General features: G+C 60.8%; 13 protein-coding genes. 11 read left to right on the top strand and 2 right to left on the bottom strand.

The window, feature by feature from the left end:
- Positions 1–3: 3 nt before the first annotated feature.
- From Q1A51_RS03155 to folD, 11 genes are all read left to right on the top strand, one after another.
- Positions 4–1149 (top strand): energy transducer TonB, encoded by a 1146-nt coding sequence (locus tag Q1A51_RS03155; RefSeq protein WP_366869739.1) that lies wholly within the window; start codon positions 4–6, stop codon positions 1147–1149.
- Positions 1146–2462, top strand: a complete 1317-nt coding sequence (gene tolB, locus Q1A51_RS03150; RefSeq protein WP_299208913.1) for a Tol-Pal system beta propeller repeat protein TolB — start codon at positions 1146–1148, stop codon at positions 2460–2462. Before Q1A51_RS03155 ends, tolB begins: the two co-directional genes overlap by 4 nt.
- Before the next feature lie 86 nt (positions 2463–2548).
- Positions 2549–3064, top strand: coding sequence for a peptidoglycan-associated lipoprotein Pal (pal, locus tag Q1A51_RS03145; RefSeq protein ID WP_299208916.1), 516 nt, complete (start codon positions 2549–2551; stop codon positions 3062–3064).
- A gap of 16 nt (positions 3065–3080) precedes the next feature.
- Entirely contained in the window at positions 3081–3908 is an 828-nt protein-coding gene (ybgF, locus tag Q1A51_RS03140; protein WP_299603721.1) for a tol-pal system protein YbgF, read from the top strand.
- A gap of 3 nt (positions 3909–3911) precedes the next feature.
- Entirely contained in the window at positions 3912–5159 is a 1248-nt protein-coding gene (tilS, locus tag Q1A51_RS03135; RefSeq protein WP_299603718.1) for a tRNA lysidine(34) synthetase TilS, read from the top strand.
- 77 nt (positions 5160–5236) lie between these two features.
- On the top strand, positions 5237–7156 hold the full coding sequence (ftsH, locus tag Q1A51_RS03130; RefSeq protein WP_299208924.1) for an ATP-dependent zinc metalloprotease FtsH: 1920 nt from the start codon (positions 5237–5239) through the stop codon (positions 7154–7156).
- 118 nt (positions 7157–7274) lie between these two features.
- A complete protein-coding gene (locus tag Q1A51_RS03125; protein ID WP_299603714.1) occupies positions 7275–7892 on the top strand; it encodes a ferric reductase-like transmembrane domain-containing protein in 618 nt (205 codons plus the stop codon).
- 96 nt (positions 7893–7988) lie between these two features.
- Positions 7989–8588 carry an MOSC domain-containing protein gene (locus Q1A51_RS03120; RefSeq protein ID WP_299603711.1) on the top strand — a complete coding sequence of 200 codons (600 nt, stop codon included), beginning with the start codon at positions 7989–7991 and terminating at the stop codon, positions 8586–8588.
- Positions 8589–8890: 302 nt separating this feature from the next.
- Positions 8891–10567: a formate--tetrahydrofolate ligase gene (locus Q1A51_RS03115; protein WP_299603708.1), complete on the top strand. Its 1677-nt coding sequence runs from the start codon at positions 8891–8893 to the stop codon at positions 10565–10567.
- A gap of 109 nt (positions 10568–10676) precedes the next feature.
- A complete protein-coding gene (locus tag Q1A51_RS03110; RefSeq protein WP_299603705.1) occupies positions 10677–11150 on the top strand; it encodes a hypothetical protein in 474 nt (157 codons plus the stop codon).
- An 18-nt stretch (positions 11151–11168) separates the two neighbouring features.
- Positions 11169–12071 carry a bifunctional methylenetetrahydrofolate dehydrogenase/methenyltetrahydrofolate cyclohydrolase FolD gene (gene folD, locus Q1A51_RS03105; RefSeq protein WP_299603702.1) on the top strand — a complete coding sequence of 301 codons (903 nt, stop codon included), beginning with the start codon at positions 11169–11171 and terminating at the stop codon, positions 12069–12071.
- A gap of 26 nt (positions 12072–12097) precedes the next feature.
- On the opposite strand, the gene Q1A51_RS03100 is transcribed toward folD, so the two are convergent.
- Positions 12098–12505: a PaaI family thioesterase gene (locus Q1A51_RS03100; RefSeq protein WP_299603699.1), complete on the bottom strand. Its 408-nt coding sequence runs from the start codon at positions 12503–12505 to the stop codon at positions 12098–12100.
- Positions 12502–13173 (bottom strand): ligase-associated DNA damage response endonuclease PdeM, encoded by a 672-nt coding sequence (pdeM, locus tag Q1A51_RS03095; protein ID WP_299603696.1) that lies wholly within the window; start codon positions 13171–13173, stop codon positions 12502–12504. Before pdeM ends, Q1A51_RS03100 begins: the two co-directional genes overlap by 4 nt.
- Between the last annotated feature and the right edge of the window lie 68 nt (positions 13174–13241).

Below are 13241 nucleotides of genomic sequence, written 5' to 3'. Positions count from 1 at the left end.
CCCTTGAACGTCTCGATGAACACGGGGCAGGTCATATCGGGCATCGGGCATGCAGGCCTGATCGGGTGGATGCTGTTTGGCGGGTCCTTTCAGTCCGAGCCGTTGCCGTTCGAGGTGACGGAGGTGTCTGTCATCTCGTCTGACGCGTTCGAGGCGCTTTTGCCCAGTGGACCTGCACCGGATACGGCAACTGATGTGGCTTTGCCAGCGGAGCCTGACGTGCAGCCCGATCCCGTTGAAACACCTGTGCCCGATCAGGCGGTCGAGGCGGAACCACCTGAACCGACCCCGGCGCCAGAGCCTGATGTTGCGCCAGAGCCGCCCGCACCTGACCCTGAGCCCGAAGTTGTTGATGATGCGCCCGTGCAGCCGGTGCCGCAGGATCAGGCCGTGGTTGTACCCGAGGTCGCGCCACGGCCCATTCCGCGCGCCTCCGAGCGTGTCGCGCCCGAGCCTGTCGCTCCGCCGGAGCCAGAGGCGACGCCGGATGATGTGCAGCAGGATGCCGTCACCGAAGCGGACAATGGCGAGACACAGGCCGAAGAGCAGGAGGCTACGGCGCCGGAAGAGGCGACGACCGAGATTGTCACAGAAGCCGAGGAACCGGCGCGCGCGCCCACGGCGTCCTTGCGTCCTCCCGCGCGGCGACCCAGCCCGCCTGTACAGAGGGCAGAGCCTGCGTCCGAACCAGAACCCGCATCTGAACCCGAGACAGAAGCACAGCCCGATACCCAGACGGCCGAGCCTGCAGATACCGCGGACGACGTGAATGACGCCCTGCGCGAGGCGCTGGGCGGCGCAGAGCAAGAAGAGGTGCCGCAAGGCCCGCCCTTGTCAGCAGGAGAGAAAGACGCCCTTCGTGTGGCGGTTTCGAATTGCTGGAATGTCGGATCGCTGTCGTCCGAGGCATTGCAGACCACAGTGGTTGTCACAGTAGATATGTCGCAGGATGGCAAGCCAGTGGTTCCGTCGATCCGCCTGGCCTCAAGCTCGGGCGGCAGCCAGACCGCGGCGCAGCAGGCGTTTGAAGCAGCGCGCCGGGCGATTATTCGCTGTACACGTGATGGATATGACCTGCCCGCCGAGAAGTACGGGCAGTGGAAGGAAATCGAGATGACGTTCAATCCCGAAAGGATGCGTATCAAATGATAGTTCGAGCGCTTTTTTTGATGCTGATGTGCTTGGCCCCAGCATGGGCTGCAGCACAAAGCGGCCCCCTGCGGATCGAGATCACCGAGGGTGTCATTGAACCCTTACCCGTCGCCATCCCCGATCTGGTGCCCGAAGGCGGAGCCACTGGTGATTGGGGCCAGCGCATCGCCCGCGTTGTGGCCGAGGACCTGACGGGCACCGGCCTTTTCCGGGAAATCCCGTCTTCGGCCTTTATCAGTCAGGTCAGCAGTTTCGCGGCACCTGTGCAATATGCCGACTGGAAAGCGATCAACGCGCAGGCGCTTGTTGCCGGTGCTGTCAGCGTAAATGGCGACCAGATTTCGGTGAAGTTCCGGTTGTACGACGTATTCTCGGGCGCGGAGCTGGGGGAGGGCCTGCAACTGGCGGGCACCACCGACGCATGGCGCCGCATCGCGCATAAGATGGCAGATGTTGTTTACAGCCGCATCACGGGTGAAACGGGGTATTTTGACAGCCGCGTGGTCTTTGTTAGCGAAACGGGGCCAAAAGATAGCCGCCGCAAGCGTTTGGCAGTCATGGATTATGACGGCGCAAATATCCAATACCTGACGGGGTCCGAGGATATCGTTCTGGCACCGCGTTTTTCCGGAACCGGGGACCGCGTGTTGTACACCAGCTACGAAACTGGCTTCCCGCGCATCTATGTGCTGGATGTCGGCAGCGTGCAGCGTCGTGTGCTGGAAAGCCAGCCCGGCACGATGAGCTTTGCGCCCCGGTTTGCCCCCAATGGGCAAACGGTGGTTTATTCGCTGACCCAAGGGGCGAACACGGACATCTGGGCCATGAATGTAGGGTCGGGGCAATCGCAGCGTCTGACCTCGACCCCGGCGATCGAGACGGCGCCAAGCTTCAGCCCCGACGGCAGTCAGATCGTATTTGAAAGTGACCGCTCCGGCACCCAGCAGCTTTACGTCATGCCGGCTGGCGGCGGTGAAGCGCGGCGCATTTCCTTTGGCGAGGGGCGCTATGGCACGCCTGTCTGGTCGCCACGTGGTGACTTGATTGCTTTTACCAAGCAGTCGAAGGGCCGCTTTCATATTGGCGTGATGCGCACGGATGGCAGCGAGGAACGACTTTTGACGGCATCCTTCCTGGATGAGGGGCCAACATGGGCGCCCAACGGTCGCGTCATCATGTTTGCCCGAGAAACCCAAGGGGCGGCGGGGCGGTCGACGCTCTATTCCGTTGACATCACGGGCCGAAACCTGCGCCCTGTGCGCACGCCTGAAGGCGGGTCGGACCCATCTTGGGGGCCATTGCAGCGATAAAGGCCACGTTTTCTTGTGCGCAGGAACGTGGTAGACAACCAGAAAGACGCCAAGCAGTGGGCGCGATAAACAGAGAGGCACAGGCCATGAAATTGAAATCTTCGATCCTGATGATCTGTGCGGCCGTGAGCCTGGCCGCATGTACCGACCCGGCACGCTTTGGTGGTGGGGCTGATGGAACTGATCCGCTGGCAAACAGCGGTGGTGTGGTGCCGGGCAGCGCGTCCGACCCCGCATCGCCCGCCTATTTCCAACAGGCTGTCGGTGACCGAGTGTTGTTTGCGGTGGACCAGTCCACGCTGACGCCTGAAGGGCGCGCCACGTTGGATGGTCAGGCGGTTTGGTTGTTGCAGAATGCTGATTTCACCGCCGTCATCGAAGGCCACGCGGATGAGCAGGGCACGCGCGAATACAACCTTGCCCTTGGTGCGCGTCGTGCTGATGCAGCCCGTGCTTACCTTGTCAGCCAAGGTGTGCAGCCGGGCCGTCTGCAGGTTGTGAGCTTCGGGAAAGAGCGCCCGATCGAGGTGTGCAGCGAAGAAGCCTGCTATGCCAAGAACCGTCGGGCTGTTACGGTGTTGGCAGGTGGTTTGACCAGCTAAGAAAACACGACGGGGAATGTCTTTGGTGAAACGGTATTTTGTCGCATTGGCGCTGGCGGTTGGTCTGACGGGCCCGGCGCTGGCGCAGGATCAGACCCTGGCCGACATCCGGCAGGAGCTGGTGGTGCTCAACACCGAGGTGCAGCGTCTGAAGCGTGAGCTGTCGACAACCGGTGGTGTCGGCGGCGGTGCGGCGGGTGGGTCCGTACTGGACCGCGTCAACACCATCGAGGTCGAGTTGCGGCGCCTGACTGATAAGACCGAGCAGCTTGAGTTTCGCATCAACAGCGTTGTGACCGATGGCACCAACCGGGTTGGCGATCTGGAGTTCCGTTTGTGTGAACTGGAAGAGGGCTGTGACATCTCTGCCCTCGGCGACACCCCGACACTGGGCGGAGGTGAGGCACCGACCGCAACCGCGCCCGTCGTCCAGCAACCCGCGACGGATGCGCCACAACTGGCCACACAGGAAAAAGCAGACTTCGAGCGGGCGCAGGAGGCGCTCGCCACCGGTGACTTTCGCACCGCCGCAGACCAGTTTGCGACCTTTAATCAGACCTACCCCGGCGGACCGCTCTCAATAGAGGCGGAGCTGCGGCGGGGTGATGCGCTTGAGGGGCTTGGTGATGTGCGCGAGGGCGCGCGGGCATTCCTGTCTGCCTTTACCCTGTCGCCGCAAGGTCCGCTTGCGCCGGAGGCCTTGTTCAAGTTGGGGGCCGCCTTGGGCCGGTTGGGCCAGACCCAGGAAGCGTGTGTGACGCTGGCCGAGGTTGAGGTCCGCTTTCCCGGCGCTGCTGTCATTGCCGACGCCCAGAATGCGATGCGCAATATCGGCTGTTCCTGATCCATGATTGCCCCCCTGATCGCGGCGACTAAGGCGCACATGGGGGCAAACCCGCCCGAACGCATGGCAGTGGCCGTGTCGGGAGGAGGAGATTCAGTCGCGCTGCTGGCAGCCCTTGTCGAGTATTGCCGTGATCAAGACGTTGAACTGCATGTCATCACCGTCGACCACGGTTTGCGGGAAGAGACCCGGGACGAGATCGCCCTTGTCACGGATCTGTGCGTTCGCTGGAATTTGCCACATCACGTGGAATACTGGACCGGCTGGGATGGGCAGGGCAACTTGCAGGCTGCCGCCCGGGATGCCCGGTACGAGATCATGGCGGATTGGGCCTATGCCAACCGCATCAGTCATATTGCGCTGGGCCATACCGCTGACGATCAGGCCGAAACCTTTGTGATGCGTCTGGCCCGCGGGTCCGGTGTGGACGGATTGAGTGCCATGGCGGCGCGACGTGTGCATCATGGCATCACGTGGGTGCGGCCCTTTCTCGAGATTGAACGTGCAACTTTGCGTGCTTTTTTGCGGGACGCCCGGATCAACTGGTGTGACGACCCAAGCAACCTGTCACATGATTTTGAACGTGTGCGGGTGCGCGAGGCTCTGACAGTCCTGGGGACGCTGGGCGTGACAACCGGGAAGCTTGTTGAAGTGGCCGAACACATGGCGCGCGCCCGCGAAGCGCTGGATTGGCAGACCTTCCTGGCCGCCCGGGACATGGCCGAAGTCGTCCATGGCGTGATTGCCATTGATCTGGCAAAGTTTCGGTTGCTGCCACAGGAAACCGCGCGCAGGCTTATGTTGCACACTCTGAGCTGGACTTCGCAAAGTGTCTATCCTCCGCGCAAGGACCCAGTGGCGCGCACCTTAGCGGCGGTCCGGGCAGGACAGCCCGCAACCTTGGATGGCTGCCATATCTGCGTTGAAAACGGGAAGATCTGGGTGTTCCGCGAGTTGAACTCGGTCAAGGACACCGTGTGCGAAGTGGGCGATATGTGGGATGACCGTTGGATGATCTCAGGTCCGGAAGACGATCCCGATCTTGAGGTGCGCCCGCTTGGGTATGAAGCGTTGGCGGACATCGAAGGATGGCGTGATATTGGTCTTCCGCGCGCTGCACTGGCGGCGTCTCCGGCGGTCTGGTACGAGGATCGTCTGGTCGCGGCGCCCTTTGTCGGGCTCGATGACGAGTGGAGCGCCGAGCTGGACGGTGGAAAAGACGCTTTTTTCGCTGCACTTTTATCGCATTGAACATGTGCGCAGCATGTCTATCTTAGAGGAAACGGTGCGGGCGAGGGCCGCGTACCGGTATTATCAGGAGATTTTCCTTGGGAAACGCACGTAATATCGCCTTCTGGGTCGTTCTGTTTCTGCTGATCCTCGCGCTGTTCAACCTGTTTGGTGGGTCGGGCAACACGCTGCAAAGCCGCGAGGTCACGTATTCCGAGTTCGTTTCAGCCGTCCAAGACGGATCTGTTACCCAGGTGACCCTGGATGGCGAGCAGGTGCGCTTTCGCCGTGGAACCGACGACTTCGTGACCATCAAGCCCGAAGATGCTTCGGTCACCGAATTGCTGATCGCCAACGAGGTGCCTGTACAGGTCGAGCCGCAACAACAGTCCGGGTTCCAGACCTTTATCCTGTCATTGTTGCCGTTCCTGTTGCTGATCGGTGTGTGGATTTACTTCATGAACCGGATGCAGGGCGGTGGCAAAGGCGGTGCCATGGGCTTTGGCAAGTCTAAGGCCAAGATGCTGACCGAAAAGCATGGGCGCGTGACCTTTGACGATGTTGCGGGCATTGACGAAGCCAAGGATGAGCTGGACGAGATTGTCGAGTTCCTGCGCAATCCGCAGAAATTCTCCCGCCTTGGCGGCAAGATCCCCAAAGGTGCGTTGCTTGTGGGCCCTCCGGGTACTGGTAAGACGCTGCTGGCCCGCGCCGTGGCAGGTGAAGCGGGTGTGCCGTTCTTCACCATTTCCGGTTCTGATTTCGTCGAGATGTTTGTCGGTGTGGGGGCGTCCCGTGTCCGTGACATGTTCGAGCAGGCAAAGAAAAATGCGCCGTGTATCGTCTTCATCGACGAAATCGACGCCGTGGGTCGCCACCGGGGTGCCGGTTATGGCGGCGGTAACGACGAGCGTGAGCAGACGCTCAACCAGCTGCTGGTCGAGATGGATGGCTTTGAAGCCAATGAAGGCGTGATCATCATCGCGGCTACCAACCGTAAGGATGTGCTGGACCCTGCGCTGCTGCGTCCAGGCCGCTTTGACCGTCAGGTCACTGTTGGCAACCCCGACATCAAGGGCCGCGAGAAGATTCTGGGCGTGCACGCCCGCAAGACGCCGCTTGGCCCTGACGTTGATCTGCGCATCATCGCACGCGGTACACCGGGTTTCTCGGGGGCTGATCTGGCCAACCTGGTGAACGAGGCGGCGCTGATGGCGGCCCGGATCGGGCGCCGCTTTGTCACCATGCTCGATTTCGAAAGCGCCAAGGACAAGGTCATGATGGGCCCCGAACGGCGCAGCATGGTCATGACACCTGAGCAAAAGGAAATGACCGCTTATCATGAGGCGGGGCACGCGCTGGTCGGGCACCTGCTGCCCAAGTGCGATCCCGTTTACAAGGCGACGATCATTCCGCGCGGTGGCGCACTGGGCATGGTGATGAGCCTGCCAGAGATGGATCGCCTGAACATGTTCAAGGACGAATGCCACCAGCGTCTGGCCATGACCATGGCGGGTAAAGCGGCTGAGATTCACAAATACGGCCCGGACTCGGTGTCGAATGGCCCCGCTGGCGATATCCAGCAAGCCTCGGCTCTTGCGCGCGCAATGGTCCTGCAATGGGGCATGTCGGACAAGGTCGGCAACATCGACTATTCCGAAGCGGCCCAGGGCTATCAAGGCAACACGGCTGGTTTCTCTGTCTCTGCCAACACCAAGGAGTTGGTAGAGCAGGAGGTCCAAAAATTCATTCAGGATGGTTATGACTGGGCGCTGAAGGTCATCACCGAGAATGAAGAGAAGTTCGAACGTCTGGCGCAGGGCTTGCTTGAATACGAGACCCTGACCGGCGAGGAGATTGAGCGTGTCATGAACGGCGAGCCGCCCCATGCCCCCGATGATGAGGACGGTGGGTCGGCAGTTGAGGACAAGAAGCCCAGCCTGACAGCCATTCCCAAGGCCAAGAAAAAGTCGGGTCCTTCGGGTGATGGCGGGATGGAACCCGAGCCGACAGGCTGATCCTGAGACATAGATGCAAGAAGGCCCGCTTTTGAGCGGGCCTTTTTCTTTGGGGCGCTACATCACGTCCGTGCGAGCAGGCTTGTGCCATTTGATCAATGTGGTCAGGTTCTGAACCATGTGGTCCCCAATCGCTTTCTTGCAGGCGGCAGCCCAGTCTGTTCCTGTGTTCTATCTTGCCATGTTGTGGCCGGGACGGACCGCGTTTCGCGGATTGTGGAGCGCTGATGCCTATTATCCGGCCCTGATGTATGACAGCGGCGTATGGTCGGTTTGGTTTTTGATCGCGACGCTGTCGGTCACCCCGATCCTGCTGTTGATTGGCCGTGTTGGTCGTGGGCAGGGATTTGGACGTTGGCTGTTGCGCAGGCGGCGGCATCTGGGTCTTGGCAGCGCAATCTATGCGGCGCTGCATCTGTGGTACTACTTGGCGCATGAACGCAGTCTGCCCGCCGTATTATTCGATCTGTGGCAACTGGAATTTGCCGTTGGCTGGTTGAGTTTCGCGCTGTTTGTTATCCTTGCACTGACGTCAAACGCTTGGTCAGTGCGTCGATTGGACCGGAAATGGAAGTCATTGCACTTGTTGGTCTATCCTGCTGCAGCGCTGGCGCTGTGGCATTGGTACTTGCTGGATTGGTATGTCGGTCGATCCATCTTCTGGTGCGGTGTTTGCCTGGTGCCGTTGGTGATCCGCCCGGCCTTGCGTCGTGTGCGCAGACCGATCCAGTCGTAAGTCATCACGAATTGTGCGCGCGCGGTAGCAAAGCGTCATTGGCCATGCAGGCAGCGCGCTGATAGGACCTCGGAAACACTTGATTGAGGGGTGGACATGCCTGCACTGAAACCGACATCCTTTACGGCGAAAATCACGTGGCTGGGTCACGTTCCAAGCCGGGAAGCCAGCCTGCGGGCTGTAGCCGCCGAATCTGTCGACGTCACGTTGGATGGCTTTCCGGGCGAGGATCATGGTGGACCGACGCGTCCGTCCTGCGTGCGGGTGCGGTCGCAATACACACCCGGAACAGAAATACGGAACACGCGCCAATTGTCGATCCTGAGTGCTGAGGAACTGGCCGCGACTGCGACTGAGATGGGGCTGGAGCGCATTGATCCCGCATGGGTCGGTGCATCTCTGGTGATCGAGGGGATTCCGAATTTTACCCATGTGCCGCCTGCGTCTCGCTTGATGTCGGAAAGCGGCGTCGGTCTTGCTGTTGATATTGAAAACCGCCCCTGCATCTATCCGGGCAAGGAGATCGAGGAAGAGGCACAGGGCATGGGCAAGCTTTACAAGCCTGCGGCCAAGGGACGGCGCGGTGTGACGGCCTGGGTCGAACATGGTGGCCTTTTGGCCGTGGGAGATATGCTGACCCTGCACGTGCCTGATCAGCCGGTTTGGCCCCATCTGGAGGCGGCGCGCGCAGGCTGAACAAGAGCGGCGCAGGACACTTGCGTCTTACAGGTTCGGCACTCGGTAAGGCAGAGGTGTCCTCTGCCATGCGGGCGCAGTGAACTGCGCCTTACCGCGGCAAATCCTATTCGTAAGGCGCAGGTGTCCTGCGCCCCGTGCCAGGTTTCGCGTTCCTGCCCACCGTTTCCGAAATGAAACCGGTGATCGCAATTGGGCCGCTGCAACGTCCCAAAATGTCGGAATCGCACGCATCTCCCCTAGGCATACGCCTGTATGCAGGCCACGAAAGACGTGCCCATTCAGGACTGCGGGGAGCTACCATGGCCTATAAATCCGACATCGAAATTGCGCGCGAGGCGCAGAAGAAGCCGATCCAGGAGATCGGGGCCAAGCTGGGTATCGAAAGTGCCGATCTGCTGCCTTACGGCCATGACAAGGCCAAGGTGAGCCAGAACTTCATCAATTCGGTCCAGGACCGCGAGAACGGCAAGCTGATCCTCGTCACGGCCATCAATCCCACACCTGCGGGTGAGGGCAAAACGACCACCACTGTGGGTCTGGGCGATGGTCTGAACCGCATTGGCAAGAACGCTTGCGTGTGTATCCGTGAAGCCTCGCTTGGGCCGAACTTCGGGATGAAGGGCGGTGCCGCTGGTGGCGGTTACGCGCAAGTCGTGCCGATGGAAGAGATGAACCTGCACTTCACAGGTGACTTCCACGCCATCACTTCTGCCCACTCGTTGCTGTCGGCCATGATCGACAACCACATCTACTGGGGCAACGCACTTGAGATCGACACCCGCCGCGTTGTGTGGCGTCGCGTGGTGGATATGAACGACCGGGCGCTGCGCCAGATCACGGCCAGCCTCGGCGGTGTGGCCAACGGTTTCCCGCGTGAGGCTGGTTTTGACATCACCGTGGCGTCAGAAGTCATGGCGATCTTGTGTCTGGCGAAGGACCTCAAGGACCTGCAAAAGCGTCTGGGCGACATGATCGTGGCCTACCGTCGTGACCGCAGCCCCGTCTTTGCCCGCGACATCAAGGCCGATGGCGCGATGACCGTTCTGCTCAAGGATGCGATGCAACCAAACATCGTGCAGACGCTGGAAAACAACCCGGCCTTCGTACACGGCGGTCCCTTCGCCAACATCGCACACGGCTGTAACTCGGTCATCGCCACCACCACTGCCTTGAAATTGGCGGACTACGTGGTCACCGAAGCAGGCTTTGGTGCGGACCTTGGTGCCGAGAAGTTCATGAACATCAAGTGCCGCAAAGCGGGCCTCGCGCCCTCTGTGGTCGTCTGTGTGGCGACTGTGCGCGCCATGAAGATGAACGGTGGTGTGGCCAAAGCCGATCTGGGCGCCGAAAACGTCGACGCCGTCAAGGCAGGGTGCCCGAACCTGGGCCGCCACATCGAGAACCTGAAATCCTTTGGCGTCCCGGTGGTGGTTGCGATCAACCACTTTGTCACCGATACCGATGCGGAAATTCAGGCGGTCAAGGATTTCGTGGCCGAACAGGGGGCCGAGGCTATCCTGTCGCGCCACTGGGAACTGGGCTCGGAAGGCTCGGCTGATCTGGCGACCAAAGTGGCGGAACTGGCTGATGCGGACACCGCGAACTTCGCACCCATCTATCCCGATGACATGCCGCTGGCCGAAAAAATCCAGACCATCGCCAAGCGCATCTACCGCGCGGACGAAGCGCTGATGGATCAGAAGATCCGCGATCAGCTGAAGCTATGGGAAGAGCAGGGCTATGGCCATCTGCCTGTCTGCATGGCGAAGACGCAATACTCGTTCTCGACCGATCCGAACCTGCGCGGTGCGCCCACGGGCCACTCGGTGCCGGTGCGCGAGGTGCGTCTGTCTGCAGGTGCCGGCTTTGTCGTGGCCGTCTGCGGCGAGATCATGACCATGCCGGGCCTGCCGCGCCTGCCGTCTGCGGAAAACATCATGCTCAATGATGAAGGCCAGATCGAAGGTCTGTTCTAATTGCAAAACCCCTCTCGGCCCCGTCACAAAGCGATGACGGGGCTGAAATCTCATTGACCCGACACCGCTCCGGCGGTCAGCGTGCTCTCCATCACTTGGAGGACGACCTATGACCAGATTACTTGCACTGATTGCCACCCTCGTTTTTGCCGCTGCAACGGCCCAGGCGCAGGAGCGGTACGAAGGGTATTACTATCCGGAAGTCACCTCGACCGAGGACTTCACCCGTGTGATCCGGCAAGCGCCCGATTCCAGCAAGGGCGTGCGTGTCGAGTTCGTGACCAACTTGACGGTGGCCCAACTGGCCGCCCCCGAAAGCCCGCGCTTCGTCTTTTTTGCCAAGGGGGCGGATGCCAAACATCTGACCGTCATCGCCCTGGACGACGAAGTGTTTTCGACCCTGTTCCGGGCCCGCGCGGTACTGGCGCAAATGACATCCAACATGCGCAACAACGACTTCTTTCGCGCGCAAGAGCTGCAATTCGTGGCAACCTTTTTTGATCTGCTGCAACTGATGGAATTCGACACGCTGGTGATCAGCGATGGCGAAACCTGGGCGCATCAGGTGAATTTCATCCGATAAGTAGGAGACCCAATCGACATGACCGCGACTGTAATTGATGGCAAGGCCTTTGCGGCCAAGGTACGGGGCCAGGTGGCCGACCATGTTGCACGCCTGAAAGAGGCGCATGGGATCACACCCGGCCTTGCGGTTGTGCTGGTAGGCGAAGACCCGGCGAGCCAGGTCTATGTCCGTTCGAAAGGCAAGATGACGGTCGAGGTTGGCATGAAGAGCGTGGAACACCGCCTTGATGCGGATGCGTCCGAAGCCGATCTGTTGGCCGTTGTGAAGGCGCTGAACGAAGATCCCGAGATTCACGGTATTCTGGTGCAACTGCCGCTGCCGGGTCATCTGAACGAAGACCTTGTCATCAACTCCATCGACCCGGCGAAGGATGTGGATGGGTTCCACATTTCGAACGTGGGTCTACTGGGGACCGGGCAGAAGTCGATGGTGCCGTGCACACCGCTGGGCTGTCTGATGATGCTGCGCGATCATCATGGGTCATTGTCGGGGCTGAACGCGGTGGTCATTGGCCGGTCGAACATTGTGGGCAAGCCGATGGCACAACTGCTTTTGGGTGACAGCTGCACCGTGACGATTGCGCATTCGCGGACCAAGGATATCGAAGCCAAAGTGCGCGAGGCGGATGTGGTTGTGGCTGCTGTGGGCCGCCCCGAGATGGTAACAGGCGACTGGATCAAACCCGGTGCAACCGTGATCGACGTGGGCATTAACCGCATTGATGCGCCTGAAAAGGGCGAGGGAAAGACGCGGCTTGTGGGCGATTGTGACTATGACAGCTGCGCTGCTGTAGCTGGCGCCATCACGCCCGTACCGGGCGGCGTAGGACCGATGACCATCGCGTGTCTCTTGGCCAATACCGTCACCGCATGCTGCCGGGCCAACGGCCTCGCAGAGCCCGAAGGTCTTACAGCCTAAAAGCTAGGGTGGAAGATACTTCCGCCCTACAGCTTGACCGGAACCATGGTGCCCTGAAGCACGGCCACGAGCGTTTCGGACCCGTCTTTGAGGGCGAAAACCTCTGCACTGACGACGATAAGGCGACGGCCGGGTTTGATGACCCGGCCTTTTGCAATCAGGCGGTCACCAATGGCAGGGGCGGTCAGGTTGATCTTGATCTCTGCCGTGACGACCTCCTGATCCTCGGGGAGCGTGGTGAGGGCTGCGTAGCCTGCTGCGCTGTCTCCAAGACCAAAGGTCAGTGCAGCGTGTGCAAATCCTTGTTGCTGACGGCTGCCGGGCAGGATTGGGGCCGAGATGGTTACGAGACCCGGTTCGATGGCGTCCAAAGTGGCGCCAAAGGTCTGGATCATGCTTTGCCGGGCAAAGCTGGCTTTGATCCGGTCCCTCATGCGGCCCCGCGGGGCATGGGCACTTGCACCGGCCGTGGGCCGGTCAGCACGGCGCTTGCGTCGGGACGCATCAGTTTGCTCAGCGTCTGGCTGTGGCTGCGCAGACCGCCGGTATAGGTTCCATAGGCGGGCAGGATCAGCTTGTCGCTGTCGATCAGGAAGGCAGGACGCGAGATGGCGCGCGCCCGTGTTTGCAACGTCGCCTTTGGATGGTAGTGGCCGGACACCTCGCCGCTGGCGCCCGGTTTGGCGATATGGCGGAAGGTGAGGGCACCGATGGGCAGTTCAGCCAGATGAGTGCCGCCAATTTCTATCGGTCCGGGATCGTGGTTGCCTTCGATCCAGACCCAGCGGCGGCCTGCTTGCAGTTTGTTGATCCAGAGCCGCTCTTCTTCGGGCAGGCTGCGCGCAGCGATGAGGTCATCGAAGCTGTCCCCAAGGCAGACGACCGTGCGTGCGCCTGTCGCTTCGAGGTCGGAGGCGATGCGGGTGAGCGTGTCGCGCGTCTCGTAGGGTGGCAGTTGCATACCGCTGCGTCTGGCGCTGCGTTCGGCTTTGCCCAAGTGCAGGTCCGAGATACAGAGCAGGTTTTGGTCGGGCCAGTAGAGTGCGCCGGAGCCGAGCGCTTTGAGCGCCGCACCGGCGAGAGTGAGATCGCACGTGTTCATATTTTGTTCATAGCGCCGGGGGAAGGGCGCATCAAGATGCGCCTTACTGTTGGGGCTCTGCCTCAAAC

This window comes from uncultured Tateyamaria sp., assembly GCF_947496075.1.
Classification (GTDB): Bacteria; Pseudomonadota; Alphaproteobacteria; order Rhodobacterales; family Rhodobacteraceae; genus Tateyamaria.
The sequence above is the reverse complement of the archived record's forward strand: the minus strand, read 5'-3'. Positions and strand labels throughout refer to the sequence as shown.

Excerpts from the sequence above, each read along its gene's own strand:
- tolB (WP_299208913.1), top strand. The coding sequence starts at position 1,146 with ATGATAGTTCGAGCGCTTTTTTTGATGCTGATGTGCTTGGCCCCAGCA.
- pal (WP_299208916.1), top strand. The coding sequence starts at position 2,549 with ATGAAATTGAAATCTTCGATCCTGATGATCTGTGCGGCCGTGAGCCTG.
- ybgF (WP_299603721.1), top strand. The coding sequence starts at position 3,081 with ATGTCTTTGGTGAAACGGTATTTTGTCGCATTGGCGCTGGCGGTTGGT.
- tilS (WP_299603718.1), top strand. The coding sequence starts at position 3,912 with ATGATTGCCCCCCTGATCGCGGCGACTAAGGCGCACATGGGGGCAAAC.
- Q1A51_RS03125 (WP_299603714.1), top strand. The coding sequence starts at position 7,275 with ATGTGGTCCCCAATCGCTTTCTTGCAGGCGGCAGCCCAGTCTGTTCCT.
- Q1A51_RS03120 (WP_299603711.1), top strand. The coding sequence starts at position 7,989 with ATGCCTGCACTGAAACCGACATCCTTTACGGCGAAAATCACGTGGCTG.
- Q1A51_RS03115 (WP_299603708.1), top strand. The coding sequence starts at position 8,891 with ATGGCCTATAAATCCGACATCGAAATTGCGCGCGAGGCGCAGAAGAAG.
- Q1A51_RS03110 (WP_299603705.1), top strand. The coding sequence starts at position 10,677 with ATGACCAGATTACTTGCACTGATTGCCACCCTCGTTTTTGCCGCTGCA.
- folD (WP_299603702.1), top strand. The coding sequence starts at position 11,169 with ATGACCGCGACTGTAATTGATGGCAAGGCCTTTGCGGCCAAGGTACGG.
- Q1A51_RS03100 (WP_299603699.1), bottom strand. The coding sequence starts at position 12,505 with ATGAGGGACCGGATCAAAGCCAGCTTTGCCCGGCAAAGCATGATCCAG.
- pdeM (WP_299603696.1), bottom strand. The coding sequence starts at position 13,173 with ATGAACACGTGCGATCTCACTCTCGCCGGTGCGGCGCTCAAAGCGCTC.